The sequence below is a fragment of the Chitinimonas prasina genome (assembly GCF_030160395.1).
Classification (GTDB): domain Bacteria; phylum Pseudomonadota; class Gammaproteobacteria; order Burkholderiales; family Chitinimonadaceae; genus Chitinimonas; species Chitinimonas prasina.
Genome location: NZ_BSOG01000001.1, coordinates 480302 through 494006 on the forward strand (window position 1 = coordinate 480302; position 13705 = coordinate 494006).

Consider the following 13705-nt stretch of genomic DNA (forward strand, 5'->3'; position numbering starts at 1 on the left):
CCCATGCTGCGTGGAATCGATATCTTGATTGTTGAGGACAGCCCTACCCAGGCCGAGCAGTTGTGCGCCTTGCTGGAAGGCCATGGCTGCGTGCCTCGCATATCCAATAATGGCGTGCAGGCGCTGAACAAGGTCAGCGAACAGATACCAGACATCATCATTAGCGATGTCGTCATGCCCATGATGGACGGATACGAACTCTGTCGCCGTCTTAAGGCCAATCCCGAAACCAGCCAAATCCCCATCATTCTCGTCACAACCTTGTCTGACCCACGTGATGTGGTACATGGCCTGGCTTGCGGTGCCGACAATTTCATCCTCAAACCTTACGACGAGAAATACCTGATATCACGCCTGCGCTACCTGCTAGCCAATAATGAGCTAAGAGGCCATGACAGAGTATCCATGGGCGTGGAGGTGGTGCTGGAGGGAGAGCGCCATTTCATCACAGCGGCCCGCCAGCAGATACTGGACTTGCTGATCTCAACCTATGAGCAGGGTGTCAGGCTCAACAGCCAGTTGCAGGCCAAGCATGTAGAGCTGTCTGAATCGCACAGCCTGCTGGACAGCCTGTTCCGCTTTTCCTCTGGCCTTAGCACCCCACAGACAGAGCAGCAGCTGATCGATGCCTCGCTGCTATCGGTTAGTTGCTTTCCCCATAGCATGGGTGCATGGCTACTGCTGGCAGATAACCAGGAGGGTAAGCTGCGCTTTGCTGGTGCCAGCGGCCAGGTGGACATAGACCGCATCAACGCACTGGCCAGCCAGGATTGCCCCTGCCGGCATGCCCTGCAGCACGATGGCCAGTTGACGGCCTTTAATGTGGGCAACTGCGATGTGCTGGGCCATGCGAGGCGGCATGCCTGTGCGCCACTGATGCTGGGCCGTGAACTGGTCGGCATACTCAATGTGGTACGCGACGACGGAGAGGACTGGCCGGAGGCCGAGCTCAACACACTGACTGCAGTAGGCCAGCAACTGGCGATTGCCCTGACCCGAGCACGAGTGTTTGAGCGCTTGGAAAGCTTGGTGCAGGAGCGCACCAGCGCACTGCGGATAGAGATGGCCGAACGCGAGCGGGCCGAGATTGCCCTAAGGCACAGCGAAGCTCTGATGCTCAAGGTGCTGGAAACCTTGCCTATAGGCGTCTGGGTCACCGACAAGCTAGGCAGTGTTCTCTTGCACAATCCCGAGGCCATAAGGATCTGGAGCGGTGCCGCCCCCTTCTCCCACGCACCGCAAGTGCCGCCCGAAAACGAAGACTCCGCCGTGCAGCGCATACGGCAGACGCTGGCGCGGGTGCTGGCTGTCGGTGAGTTGATACTCAACGAACCCGTAAACATGCAGGCCCTGGATGGCGTCAAGCGTACCCTGCTCAATTCGGCCGTACCCCTGACCGATGAACGTAACCGCATCCAGGGCGCCATCGTGGTGCAGCAGGACATCACCGCCCAGCAGGTGATAGATCTGGAGCTACGCATACGCGACCGCGCCATCGAATCCAGCGTCAACGCTGTCGTCATCACCGACAACCGGCAGCCCCACAACCCCATCATCTACGTCAACCAGGCCTTTGAGCGGATCACTGGCTATAAGCGCGAGACAGTGATGGGCCGTAACTGTCGCTTCCTGCAGGGTGAGGACAACGATCAGGTGGCACTCTCGGCCATACGGTTGGCACTGCTGCAAGGTACCGAGGGCAAGGCGCTGCTGCGCAATTACCGCAGAGACGGCACCATGTTCTGGAACGAGCTGCGGGTGGCACCTACTTTCGATAGCCAGGGCAACATCAGCCACTACGTCGGGGTACTCAACGATGTCACCGAGTCCAAACGGTATCAGGACGAGCTGGAACACCAGGCTAATTTCGACACCCTCACTACCTTGCCTAACCGCAATTTGCTGATGGACCGCATACGCCAGGCCATCGTCCAAGCGAACCGCCACAATGCCCGCTTCGCCCTGGCCTTCATGGACCTGGACAACTTCAAGTACGTCAACGACAGCCTGGGGCATTCTGTCGGCGATCAGTTGCTGGTAGAAGTCGCCAAACGGATACGTGACTGCGTACGTGAGTACGATACGGTTGCCCGGCTGGGGGGTGATGAGTTCGTGCTGCTGCTGCCCGAAACCCGCAGCGATCACGAGGTGGAAGGCACACTCAAGCGCATGAGCGCCCAACTGGCCCAGCCCATCAAGCTGGCCAACGAAGTGGAGCTCTATGTTTCCAGCAGCATGGGCTATTGCTTCTACCCCTCTGATGGCAGCGATGTGGACGAGTTGCTGCGCAATGCCGATACCGCCATGTACAAGGCCAAGGAGCAGGGCAAGAGCCAGATCAGCCGATTCGAGCTGACCATGAACGACACCGTGCAGAAACGGGTGGCGCTGGAGCGTGATCTGCGCCATGCCATCAGCTATGGCGAACTGGAGATGTTCTACCAGCCTCAGCTCGATCTACGGGCCGGCGCACTGTGCGGCTTCGAGGCACTGATACGCTGGCGCATGGCCGATGGGCGCATCATATCGCCGCTGGACTTCATCCCGGTGGCCGAGGAGTCCGGCCTGATACGCGATGTGGATCGCTATGTGATCAACTGTGTGTTCCAGCAGGTCGCCGCCTGGCTGGCAGCGGGTTACGACCCTGGCGAGGTGGCCATCAACATCTCCACGTACAGCCTGCAGGAGCACGATATCGTCGCCTACATCAGCGACACGCTCAACCGCCACCACGTACCGGCCGCCCGCATCAAGCTGGAGGTCACCGAAGGCCTGCTGATGAAGAACGTGGACACGGCGCAGCGCATCATGAACGATCTCAAGGCGGTGGGGCTCAAGTGGTCCATTGATGACTTCGGCACCGGTTACTCGGCCCTCAGCTATCTGCGGAAGTATCCGTTCGACCAGCTCAAGATAGACCGCAGCTTTGTCGAGGATGTCCACCTCAACCTGGAAAACGCCTCAGTCACCCGCGCCATCATCAGTATGGCGCATTCGCTGGGTATCGCCGTCATTGCCGAGGGTGTTGAGACGGCAGAGCAGTTGGGATTTCTGCTGCAGGCTGGCTGCAGCCAGATACAGGGCTACTACTATTCGCCCCCCTTGCCCGCCAACAGTTGCGTGCAGTTGCTGGCAGATGACGGTGTGCTGTCACTGCCCGCCATCAGCATCAAGCGCAATCAGCGCACCTTGCTGGTGGTGGACAGCACACCCGCCATACACACCTATCTGCTCCGCGACCTGCAGCGCGAGGGCTACCACATACTGAACGTGGACTGCCCTGCCGACGCCTTCAAGATCCTGGCCATCAACCAGGTAGGCGTGGTGCTGGCCGACCAGCGCCAGCCCGGCATCAGTGGTGCCGATTTCCTGCGCCAAGTCAAAACCCTGCATCCCGATACGGTACGTATTGCCATGAGCAGCTATACCGACGTGGACTCCATCCTGAAGGCCATCAATGAAGGCGCCATCTTCCGCTTCATTACCAAACCCTGGCAGCCGCAAGAGTTGAAGGAACAGTTGCGCGAGGCCTTCAAGCAGTACGAGTTAAGGCGCTATGGCGAAGTGGCCCAGTTCGATTGAACCCGGCCAGGCAGGCAAGAGGCGCCGGGCTATCCGCCCCAGCCAAACCGTTTCAGGTCTATCCGGCCGTTTGCGGCAAAGGCAACGCCCTCGCCCTGCAGCATTACCCGCTGCAGGTCGTCCGAGCCATCCAGCCCACGCGGGCTGATCCTGCCTTCACCATTCACCACCCGCCACCAAGGCAGGTCCAAGCCATCCGGCGCTTGCTTGAGCGCAACGCCGACATGGCGTGCATGGCGTGGTAGGCCGGCTCGCTTGGCCACCGCGCCATAGCTCATCACCCAGCCCTCGGGTATGCCGGCAATCACCGCATAGAAAGCCGCATGCTGCGGATTGTTTGCCATCCTGCTCATCAATCCACAATAAACAGCCTAGCCCCGACAGGCGTGCTGGAGCGGTGAGGCTCCGCGCCATCGGCCACCTGGTAACTCATTCCCGCACGCAGCAGGAACTGCCGGCCATCCTTCAGCTCGGTATGCAGAGCACCCTCCAAGCAGAGCAGGAAATGCCCCTTCTCGCACCAATGGTCAGCCAGGTAGCCAGGGCTGTACTCCACCATGCGCACCCGCACCGCGCCAAACTGCTGGGTACGCCAAGTAGCCACCCCGGTCACACCAGGGTGCTCAGTCACGGCAAGCTGCGACCATTCCGTTGTACAAAAAGGCAGGTTCGCAATCTGCATGGTCAACTCCTTGGCGGTTCGGGGTACGGTCTACCTGCGTTCTATCTGGCTTACATCACGCACTGCACCGGTATCGGCACTGGTGGTCATGGCGGCATAGGCCCGCAGTGCAGCGCTGACCAGGCGGTCGCGGTTCACCGGCTTCCAGGCCTGCGCCCCGCGTGCCTCCATCGCCACCCGGCGCCGCGCCAGCTCCTCGTCCGCCACCGCCAGATGGATGCGGCGATTGGGGATATCGATCTCTATGGTATCGCCTTCCTCAGCCAGGCCTATCACGCCACCCTCGGCCGCCTCGGGAGACACATGGCCTATGCTCAGGCCCGATGTGCCGCCCGAAAAACGGCCATCGGTCAGCAGCGCGCAGTCCTTGCCCAGCCCCTTGGATTTCAGATAACTGGTGGGGTAGAGCATCTCCTGCATGCCAGGGCCGCCCTTGGGGCCTTCGTAGCGTATCAGCACCAGGTCGCCCGCCACGATGCTATCGGCCAGAATGGCCGCCACAGCGGCATCCTGGCTCTCGAAGATACGCACCCTGCCGGTGAACTTGAGGATGCTGTCGTCCACCCCAGCCGTCTTCACGATGCAGCCGCGTTCAGCGATATTGCCGTACAGCACTGCCAGGCCGCCATCCTGCGAATAGGCATGCTGGCGGGAGCGTATGCAGCCGCCCTCGCGGTCCAGATCGAGTTCCGGGTAGCGCATCGATTGCGAGAAAGCGATGGTAGTCGGCACGCCACCGGGCGCTGCGCGGTAGAAGCGGTGCACGTCGGAGTCGGCGGGCTGCTGCATCACGTCCCAGGCTTGCAGCGCAGCCGCCATGGTGGGCGCATGCACGGTGGGCACCTCGCGGTTGATCAGGCCGGCCCTATCCAGCTCGGCCAGGATGGCCACCACGCCACCGGCACGGTGCACATCTTCCATATGGTATTTCTGGGTAGCAGGCGCCACCTTGGCCAGACAGGGCACCCGGCGCGAAATCCGGTCTATGTCGGCCATCTTGAAGTCCACCCCGGCTTCGCTGGCGGCAGCCAGCAGATGCAGCACGGTATTGGTGGAGCCGCCCATGGCCACGTCCAGGCTCATGGCATTCTCGAAAGCCGCGTAGGTGGCAATATTGCGCGGCAGCACGCTGGCGTCGTCGCCTTCGTAGTAGCGCTTGGCCAGTTCCACAATCAGCCGGCCTGCCTTGAGGAACAGCTCCTTGCGATCGGCGTGGGTCGCCAGGGTGGAGCCGTTGCCAGGCAAGGACAAACCCAGCGCCTCGGTCAGGCAGTTCATGGAATTGGCGGTAAACATGCCGGAACACGAGCCGCAGGTAGGGCAGGCGCTACGCTCCACCGCATCGACCTGCTCATCGCTGACCTGGTCATTGGCGGCTTCCACCATGGCGTCCACCAGATCCAGCTTGCGTTCGCTGCCACGCCAGTTGACCTTGCCGGCCTCCATCGGCCCGCCCGAGACAAACACCACCGGAATATTCAGGCGCAAGGCGGCCATCAGCATACCGGGCGTGATCTTATCGCAGTTGGAGATGCATACCAGCGCATCGGCACAGTGGGCATTGACCATGTACTCCACCGAGTCGGCGATCAGCTCGCGGCTGGGCAAGGAATACAGCATGCCACCGTGGCCCATGGCGATGCCGTCATCCACGGCGATGGTATTGAATTCCTTGGCCACCCCACCGGCCCGCTCTATCTCGCGGGCTACCAGTTGCCCCAGGTTCTGCAGGTGCACATGGCCGGGTACAAACTGGGTAAAACTGTTGGAAATGGCAATGATGGGCTTGTCGAAATCGCCATCCTTCATGCCGGTGGCTCGCCACAGGGCGCGCGCGCCGGCCATGTTGCGGCCGTGGGTGGTGGTACGGGAACGATAAGTGGGCATGCTGCTAAATCCTTGGCGCGGTCAGGCGCGCCTCATCAATGGGAACGGATCGACAGCCCGGTGGTACGGGTGGAAACGGGGGCGCGGGGAAGCGGGTGGTGGGCCTGCAGGGCGCGACCCTGCGCCGGCGATGGCGGGCGCAACGTTTCAGGTCTCAGGCGGATGATTGTAGCCTGAAAGAGGTGTAAAAGGGGCGCCTGCAGCAGCCGCGCGCACCCGGCACGGCACGGTGCCGGCAGATTGCCTCGGTGCAGCAGATGACTGATATGCAAGAAGAAATTCCGCACACGCAAGCCCCCGCAGCAGCAGTGCGCCCACCGCTACCGGGGGCCACGCTGCGCTGCCCAGGCCATGCGGTTACCGCCCAGGCAAGACCACTGCCGGCAAGCCATGGCAGGGAACCAAGCGGGCTGGCAAGTATCATGCAGACATGCCGGCTATAATGCCGGCCTTTCCCGCATAACTGAGCGCACCATGCTGACTCATCCGCAAATCGACGCGGTCGCCATTCATCTCGGCCCCCTTTCCATACGCTGGTACGGGCTTATGTACCTGGTTGGGTTTGTGTTCTTCCTGTGGCTGGGGCACCGCCGCATCAAGCGCAATCCGCATAGCGGCTGGACCACCACACAGCTGGACGACCTGCTGTTCTACGGTGTGCTGGGTGTGATACTCGGTGGCCGGCTCGGTTATGTGCTGTTCTACAAGCCCACCTTCTACCTGTCTAATCCACTCGATGTGCTGAAGATATGGGAGGGCGGCATGGCCTTCCATGGCGGCTTCCTGGGCGTGCTGGTCGCCATGTGGCTGTTCGGCCGCAAAACCGGCCGCAGCTTCTTTGAAGTGACTGACTTCATCGCCCCGCTGGTGCCGCTGGGCTTGGCTGCAGGCCGCCTGGGCAATTTCATCAATGGCGAGCTGTGGGGCCGCGTCACCAGCCCTGATGCACCCTGGGCCATGCTGTTCCCCAGCGCCCAGCAGGCCGATCTCAAGGCTGCCCAATTCAACCCGGCCTACAATGCCATGCTGCAGGCCTACGGTGCGCTGCCCCGCCACGCTTCCCAGCTCTACCAGTTTGTACTGGAAGGCTTGCTGCTGTTTGTCGTGCTGTGGGTCTTCTCCGGCAAGCCACGCCGTACCGGCCAGGTGTCGGCCGTCTTCCTTCTGGGCTATGGTCTCTGCCGCTTTGTTGCCGAGTTCGCCCGTGAACCCGACGACTTTCTGGGCATTCTTACCTTCGGTTTCAGCATGGGCCAGTGGCTGAGCCTGCCCATGATATTGGCCGGTGCCGCCTTGTGGTACACCAGCAGCAAGCAACGCTGATGCGCTTGACACTGGGTGACCGGATACTCAAGGTCAACCACGCCGGTGAGCACGGTGCAGTCCATATCTATGCGGGCCAGCGTTTGCTGGCCCGTTTTACTGCGCCGGCAGTCTGTGCCGGACTGGCAGACAAGCAGGCACACGAAACCCGGCATCGCGCCATTTTTGCAGCTGAACTGGCCAGGCGCGCACTGCCCCGCTGCCGCAGTTACTGGCTATGCGCGATGGGTGGCTACTTCCTGGGCATCTGCACTGGCTTGCTGGGCGCGCAGGCTATTGCCGCCACCACGGTAGCCGTGGAGCGGGTCGTTCTGTTGCATCTGCAACAGCAGCTACAGACGCTGCAAGGGCAAGATAGCGCCGCCACAGAGTCCATAGAAGCGATCCTGGCCGACGAACAAGCCCATCACGATGATGCGGCAGCCCAGCTCAAGCCAGGTCAGTTCTGGCCCCGTCTGCTGGACCCGTTGGTCGCCGGTGCGACCTCGGCCGTCATCTGGCTGGGCATGCGCTTATAGACACCTGGGAAGGTTGAATGGATATCCAGTTACGCGACCGCTGCGACCAACTCAGCAATGCTGAGCTGGAGGCCCTGTTTGCCGCCGCTGGCCTGGGTGGGCGCAAGGGCGACAAGATACGACGGGCATTTCTCAACAGCCAGCTGGTTTGCCTGGCCTATGCCGGCGGGCATTTGGTGGGCGCCAGCCGAGCACTCACCGACGGCGAATACCACGGCTTTATCTATGATGTCGCCGTCCATCCCGACTACCAGGGCCGGGGCCTGGGCCAGCGGCTGATGCAATCGCTGCTGGCCCGCCTGCCGGTGTACCGTGTCATGCTGATTGCCGACCAGGACGTGCAGGGCTTCTATCGCACCCTGGGCTTCGACAAGTACTGCGATGCCATGGCCAGGTTTGACATGGACAGACTGTACGACCTCGCCCCCACCGAATACCAGGCGTGAGCCGGTAGGCGATACCGGCTGAAGCGATCCGGCGCCGCCCAGGCCCATGACCACTAGGTTTACAGGCGGAAGTGCGCCACGCTGGCCTGCAGTGCCTGGGCCACCTCGGCCAGCCGGCCGGCTGCAGCGGCGCCCTGCTCGGCCTCGTCCGTGGTGCTGGCCGCCATCTGCACGATGCGCTCCACGTTCTGGGCAATTTCCTGGCTGGCCGACGATTGTTCCTTCAGCGCCAGCGATATCTCGTTGGTCACCCCCACCAATTCGTGGCTGCCCGTTTGTATGGCCCGCATGGCGGCATCGGCGCTGCGCGCACCGCTTACCCCCACCGCCACCTGGCCAACGGCCGCCTCCATGTCGCGCACGGCTTCGCCGGCCGATGCCTGGGTGGCCGCTATCATGCCGCCTATCTGGGCAGTGGCCTGGCTGGTGCGTTCGGCCAGCTTGCGTACCTCGTCTGCCACCACGGCAAAGCCCCGCCCGGTATCACCAGCACGGGCAGCCTCGATGGCAGCATTCAGCGCCAGCAGATTGGTCTGGTCGGCAATGTCGCGTATCACCGCAACGATGGAGGATATGCGCTCGGTTTCGGCACCCAAGGCATTGATGGTGCCTGCAGACTGCGCAATCGACTTCGCCACCCGGTCTATCTCGGCACCCACTTTTTGTATGGTGGCGCTACCCGTCTCAGCCCCCTGGCCTGCCTGCTCGGTCAGGCTGTGGGCCACTCGGGCATTGTCGGCCAGATGATTGACACTGACGCTCAACTGCTCGATGGCCGCCGCCATGGCAGCAGCCGAATCGCTTTGCTGGCGGGCGCTACCAGAAATGCGCCGGGTACCCCCGCTCACCTGGCTGGCTTCGCTGCTGACCTGCTCGGCCAGGGCACGCAATACCTGCACATTCCCGGCCAGGCCCTGTCGCATGGCTTCAACGCTGGCCAGCAGGCTGTCGCTGTCACCGGCACGCACAGTCACGGTTTGGGCCAGGTCCCCCTCCGCCAGTCGCCGCATCACCGTCCTTGCCACGTCAGGCTCGCCACCTATCTGGCGCATGACCGAGCGCACCAGCCAGCCCCCCAGTAGCACCGCCAGCACCAGCGCACCCAGCGCCACCCCAACCACCACGCCTATGATGCGCTGGCTGGCCGCTGCAGCCTCGGCCTTGGCGGCCTGAACCTGCCCATTAGTCGCCTTCAGCCAGTCCTCCAGCAAGGCCTGCATGGGCTCCCACGCCAACATGCTCTCGAACTGGATGATCTTGTCGCGGGCCGCATCGAGATCGCCGCCCAGCACCAGCTCACGCGCCTCGAACTGGTATTGCTGCTGCAGCTTGCGCAATTCGGCAAAGCGCGCCAGACGCTTCAGGTCATCGGCATCGCCGGCCAGCAGCGTGTTGGCCGAAGCCACCACGGCTGCTATCCGCTCGGGCGCGGCATTGAGTTCGGCCAGAGCCTTTTCGTTGGTGGGGTCGGCATACAGGCTGCGCAAGGACACACTGCTGCCCTGCGCCAGCACATACAGCCGCGTCAGTGTTTGCAGTTCAGCCTGATCACGCTCCACAAACCGGACCAGACCCGCCTGGTTGTTCTGAAAGCCCACCACGGCGATCACCCCGATCACCACCAGCAGACTGCAAACGGCGCCGATGACGGCGCTCATGCGATACGATAACTTCATCAGTACTACCCCTGTCGTCTGGCAGACGCTGTGGCTCATGATTGGTTCTGCGGCATGCAGTTCAGCCCAGCGGCAGCTCAACCCCGGCTTTGTGACGGACGAAAAACCCAGCGCGCCGAGGGCGGATCGCAGTATCAGCGGATTCACCCTACAGAAACATAAGGGTTTTCTGCTATTCATTGATTTAACAAAGAAAAAGCCCGCATACGCGGGCTTCTCCATGGCAAGGACTGATATTCGCCGAATAACGCAGGGCGTTTGGCGCCGTTGCCCCGCCAAGCTACAGACGGGCTCGTATGCCCTGGTTGAGGTTATCGCGCCGGCCCCGCGTCCGCGCCAGCTCGTCTACCCGCTGGTTGCGCCCGGCGAATAGGGGTTCGAACGCCTGTATGCGCCGACGCATGTCCAGCTGCCCTGCCGTAATGGTCAGCGGGCGGGCCTCGGTGAAACGTGACATGCCCATGGGGCCGATATTCTGGTTGTGCTGGCGGTATTGCTGATAATCGGTAGCGTGCAATGCGTAGTCAGTCAGGGCCCTGAGCCTTCCGCCGTTAACCGAGGTGACACCAGAGTGCGCTTCCATCTGCACCCAGCTATGGCCCTGCGGCGTGGTGCCGTGCAAGATGGTGCCGAAATTCCGTTGGTTGAACGGCATCTGCAACTCGGTCTGTGCCGCTTCGTGATTGGGGTAATGCGAGCTGGGCAGACTGGTCCAATCGCGCGGACGGCGCGAGCCAGTCCAGCCGCTATTTGCCTCGGCCTGCTGCAGCGACTGGTTGAGCGCACCGTTGTCCTGTACCACCATATGGCCGCCATGCAGCACATCTTCGTTGCGCATCATGGGGTTGCGATGGCGGCGAGCGCCAAAGGCAAACAGGCTGCGCACCTGCTGCAAGCCCTGCCACTGCGCCTGAGAGAAATCGTTCTGGTGGGCGTTCAACGACTGGGTAATCTCTTGTGGCGTGGGCATGGCCTTTCCTCTCCTGGCTGACGGCATGCACTGCGGGCGAATTCCATCGCCGCAGGCAAGGTTAGTTGTCAGCTCGGTATAGCCAAGTTCGTCTAAAACGCCAATGCGCTCGCGCACCGCCAAGCAGCCAGCTCGGCTACGGTGTAGGTTTGGCCGCCCCGGGCCGCAGCCTAGGCGGCCAGCGCTACTAACGCCCAGTCAAACTACCCAGAGTCAATCAGGCAGGCAGTTTGGCGCCAGCAGGCAAAAGGCCACCAGCCTGGCCAGTATCTCGCCCTGGAAAAAATCGCGGCGGGCGTCTTCTGCGTCAACAATGCCCACAATAGCGCCGGCTTCATCAAACAGCGGCAGGCAGGCTTCGCTCTGCACTTCGGCATCGCAGGTGTAGTACGCCCCGCCCTCGGCCACATAGCTGGCTACGTTATCTATGATGCGCCCCTGCCCCGACAAACCCACTGCGCTGTTGTTGGAGTGCAAGGCAAACTCAGCCGTCAGCGGGAATTCGGCCCGGCTGGGCTTGCCGGCATAGGCCAGCTTGACCAAGGCCCGGCCGCCAGCCACCTCGCGCGCCTGGTACACGCCCAGCCAGCCACAGGCGGTCTCGGCGACGATACGGTCTACCAGCTCCTTGAGCGCTGCCAGTTGCACGGTAGTGTCCGCACGCACTCCACCCAGCGTCGCCGCCAGATCATAGGGGGTCTCAGCCAGTTGGTCGGGCAAGGAGCAGGCACCGTTCTCACCCAGTTCCGGCACCCAGTAGGCATACAGCGACGCGACGTCCGCCGGTGCCTGGCTGTTCTCGGCAATCTCGCCATAAGCGGCCAGATGGTTGTTGACTGCATCGGCATCCAGGGCTGCGGCCAGCCCCGCACGCGCTAGGTAATCTGCGGTATTCAATGCGTTCTTCCTCGGCAAGACCGGTCGGACAACAGCTTCAAGGCGCCGCTGCCCGCTACGGGTGCTGCATTCTAGCGCGCCTGTTGGCTTGGTCGACATCCGCCGCGGCCATCTCGGCAGGCGCAGCCTCGTCATAGGCGTCTGATTGTAAGAGCCTGTTCACGATTTTTTCACCCCGGTGCCGGGCCGGAAAAGAGTCAGGTAGAAGGCGGACGACGCAGGCAATAACGGGTTATTACCAAGGAGTCCAACGCGGTACATGGCCCTTTTCCGGTCCGGCCCTTCGGGTTCCGGGCATTGCCCGGAACGCCTGGGCGAAAAAATCGTAAACAGGCTCTATGCACTGTAAATAGTGGTTACAGCAACTTGGCTAAGCGAACTTACTTGATCAACTTGCTGACCATGGGCCAGACATTGTCCAGCAGCCTGGGCTGGGCAGCGGCGACCGGGTGCAGTTGATCGGCCTGGAACTGGGCCGGCTGGTCTGCGATACCGTCCAGCAGGAAGGGTGGTGCGGGTAGCTTGTATTGTTTGGCCAGATCGCCAAACATGGCATCGAACTTTGCCGTGAAACTGCCGCCAAAGTTCGGTGGCAGGCGCACGGCGATCAAGCCCACCCGTGCGCCGCTGGCCCGGCTTTGCTCAATCATGCTGACCAGGTTGGCACGGGCAGCCGCCACCGGCAGGCCACGCAGGCCGTCGTTGGCCCCCAGCTCCAGCAGGATCACATCGGGCTTGTGGGCCTTGAGGGCTGCCGGCAAACGGGTCAGGCCGCCTGCCGTGGTCTCTCCCGACTGGCTGGCATTGATCACCCGCCAGCCCGGCCCCAGCTTCTTTTGCAGCAGGCTGGGCCAGGCCGCTTCCAGCCGGATGCCGTAACCAGCCGACAGGCTATCGCCGTACACCAGCAAGGTTTTGGGGCCATCCGCCCAGGCAGTTGGTGTATACAGACTAATCAGCAAACCCAAGAACAGAACAATGCGCGCCACGCCAGATTTCCTTCACAGTGAATCATCAACCACAGGTAGCCCCATTCTGGCGGCCCAGGGTCTCAGCAAGCAAGTAGGTTTCGACCACGAGACCCTGACCATACTGGACGACGTGAGTTTCAGCCTGTCACCCGGTAGCACCCTGGCCATCGTCGGCGCATCCGGCTCGGGCAAGTCCACCCTGCTGGGTCTGCTGGCCGGCCTGGACTCCCCCACCAAAGGCAGCGTCACCCTGGCTGGTCACACGCTGGGGCAGTTGGACGAAGACGGCCGGGCGAGGCTGAGGGCCGAGCATGTGGGTTTCGTGTTCCAGAGCTTTCAGCTGCTGCCCGCCCTGACCGCGCTGGACAACGTGGCGCTACCGCTGGAGCTGAACGGCCACAAGGAGGCTCGCCGCGAAGCACAGGCGCTGCTGGAGCGGGTGGGCCTGGGCAGCCGTGTACAGCACCGCCCCAAGGAACTCTCGGGTGGCGAGCAGCAGCGCGTGGCCCTGGCACGCGCCTTTGTCACCCGGCCCAAGCTGCTGTTTGCTGATGAACCGACAGGCAACCTCGATACCCAAACCGGCGAGCGCATCATTGATCTGCTGTTCAGCCTCAATAGCGAATCCGGTACCACCCTGGTGCTGGTCACCCATGACGAACGCCTGGCGGCACGCTGTGGCGCCCGCCTGCGGCTGGCCGGCGGCCAGGTCATAGAACGCGACGGGGTATGAGCGGCATCGGCCGCCCCAGA

The 13705-nt window shown here is 62.3% G+C and carries 12 protein-coding genes; 5 read left to right on the forward strand and 7 right to left on the reverse strand.

Annotated elements, in window-relative coordinates; all coding sequences use genetic code 11:
* The first annotated feature begins 3 nt into the window (after positions 1-3).
* Positions 4-3582: an EAL domain-containing protein gene (locus QQK16_RS02420; RefSeq protein ID WP_284194826.1), complete on the forward strand. Its 3579-nt coding sequence runs from the start codon at positions 4-6 to the stop codon at positions 3580-3582.
* 29 nt (positions 3583-3611) lie between these two features.
* On the opposite strand, the gene QQK16_RS02425 is transcribed toward QQK16_RS02420, so the two are convergent.
* From QQK16_RS02425 to ilvD, 3 genes are read right to left on the reverse strand one after another with little or no spacing between them, the layout of a single operon-like run.
* Complete coding sequence (locus QQK16_RS02425) at positions 3612-3935, reverse strand: MGMT family protein (RefSeq protein WP_284194827.1); 324 nt, start codon at positions 3933-3935, stop codon at positions 3612-3614.
* On the reverse strand, positions 3935-4264 hold the full coding sequence (locus QQK16_RS02430) for a DHCW motif cupin fold protein (RefSeq protein ID WP_284194828.1): 330 nt from the start codon (positions 4262-4264) through the stop codon (positions 3935-3937). The genes QQK16_RS02425 and QQK16_RS02430 overlap by 1 nt, the downstream gene beginning before the upstream one ends.
* 30 nt (positions 4265-4294) lie before the next feature.
* Positions 4295-6151, reverse strand: a complete 1857-nt coding sequence (gene ilvD, locus QQK16_RS02435) for a dihydroxy-acid dehydratase (protein ID WP_284194829.1) — start codon at positions 6149-6151, stop codon at positions 4295-4297.
* Between the two features lie 474 nt (positions 6152-6625).
* On the opposite strand from ilvD, the gene lgt reads away from it, so the two are divergent.
* Genes lgt through QQK16_RS02450 form a run of 3 tightly spaced genes read left to right on the forward strand, consistent with a single transcriptional unit; the run spans position 6626 to position 8438 of the window.
* Positions 6626-7474, forward strand: a complete 849-nt coding sequence (gene lgt / locus QQK16_RS02440) for a prolipoprotein diacylglyceryl transferase (protein ID WP_284194830.1) — start codon at positions 6626-6628, stop codon at positions 7472-7474.
* A complete protein-coding gene (locus tag QQK16_RS02445; RefSeq protein ID WP_284194831.1) occupies positions 7474-7992 on the forward strand; it encodes a demethoxyubiquinone hydroxylase family protein in 519 nt (172 codons plus the stop codon). Before lgt ends, QQK16_RS02445 begins: the two co-directional genes overlap by 1 nt.
* A gap of 17 nt (positions 7993-8009) precedes the next feature.
* Positions 8010-8438: a GNAT family N-acetyltransferase gene (locus QQK16_RS02450; protein ID WP_284194832.1), complete on the forward strand. Its 429-nt coding sequence runs from the start codon at positions 8010-8012 to the stop codon at positions 8436-8438.
* A 59-nt stretch (positions 8439-8497) separates the two neighbouring features.
* Here the strand turns inward: QQK16_RS02450 and QQK16_RS02455 are convergent, their stop codons facing one another.
* The 4 genes from QQK16_RS02455 to QQK16_RS02470 form a co-directional block, all read right to left on the reverse strand.
* Complete coding sequence (locus QQK16_RS02455; protein WP_284194833.1) at positions 8498-10153, reverse strand: methyl-accepting chemotaxis protein; 1656 nt, start codon at positions 10151-10153, stop codon at positions 8498-8500.
* A gap of 241 nt (positions 10154-10394) precedes the next feature.
* Positions 10395-11084 carry a hypothetical protein gene (locus QQK16_RS02460; RefSeq protein ID WP_284194834.1) on the reverse strand — a complete coding sequence of 230 codons (690 nt, stop codon included), beginning with the start codon at positions 11082-11084 and terminating at the stop codon, positions 10395-10397.
* Between the two features lie 213 nt (positions 11085-11297).
* Positions 11298-11981 carry a GAF domain-containing protein gene (locus QQK16_RS02465; protein ID WP_284194835.1) on the reverse strand — a complete coding sequence of 228 codons (684 nt, stop codon included), beginning with the start codon at positions 11979-11981 and terminating at the stop codon, positions 11298-11300.
* Positions 11982-12361: 380 nt separating this feature from the next.
* Positions 12362-12970, reverse strand: coding sequence for an arylesterase (locus tag QQK16_RS02470; protein WP_284194836.1), 609 nt, complete (start codon positions 12968-12970; stop codon positions 12362-12364).
* Between QQK16_RS02470 and QQK16_RS02475 the strand changes: the two genes are divergently transcribed.
* Positions 12960-13685, forward strand: coding sequence for an ABC transporter ATP-binding protein (locus tag QQK16_RS02475; protein ID WP_284194837.1), 726 nt, complete (start codon positions 12960-12962; stop codon positions 13683-13685). The genes QQK16_RS02470 and QQK16_RS02475 overlap by 11 nt on opposite strands.
* The last annotated feature ends 20 nt before the right edge of the window (positions 13686-13705 follow it).

Coding starts and splice junctions, on each gene's coding strand:
- QQK16_RS02420 (WP_284194826.1), top strand. CDS start 4: ATGCTGCGTGGAATCGATATCTTGATTGTTGAGGACAGCCCTACCCAG.
- QQK16_RS02425 (WP_284194827.1), bottom strand. CDS start 3,935: ATGAGCAGGATGGCAAACAATCCGCAGCATGCGGCTTTCTATGCGGTG.
- QQK16_RS02430 (WP_284194828.1), bottom strand. CDS start 4,264: ATGCAGATTGCGAACCTGCCTTTTTGTACAACGGAATGGTCGCAGCTT.
- ilvD (WP_284194829.1), bottom strand. CDS start 6,151: ATGCCCACTTATCGTTCCCGTACCACCACCCACGGCCGCAACATGGCC.
- lgt (WP_284194830.1), top strand. CDS start 6,626: ATGCTGACTCATCCGCAAATCGACGCGGTCGCCATTCATCTCGGCCCC.
- QQK16_RS02445 (WP_284194831.1), top strand. CDS start 7,474: ATGCGCTTGACACTGGGTGACCGGATACTCAAGGTCAACCACGCCGGT.
- QQK16_RS02450 (WP_284194832.1), top strand. CDS start 8,010: ATGGATATCCAGTTACGCGACCGCTGCGACCAACTCAGCAATGCTGAG.
- QQK16_RS02455 (WP_284194833.1), bottom strand. CDS start 10,153: ATGAGCCACAGCGTCTGCCAGACGACAGGGGTAGTACTGATGAAGTTA.
- QQK16_RS02460 (WP_284194834.1), bottom strand. CDS start 11,084: ATGCCCACGCCACAAGAGATTACCCAGTCGTTGAACGCCCACCAGAAC.
- QQK16_RS02475 (WP_284194837.1), top strand. CDS start 12,960: ATGCGCGCCACGCCAGATTTCCTTCACAGTGAATCATCAACCACAGGT.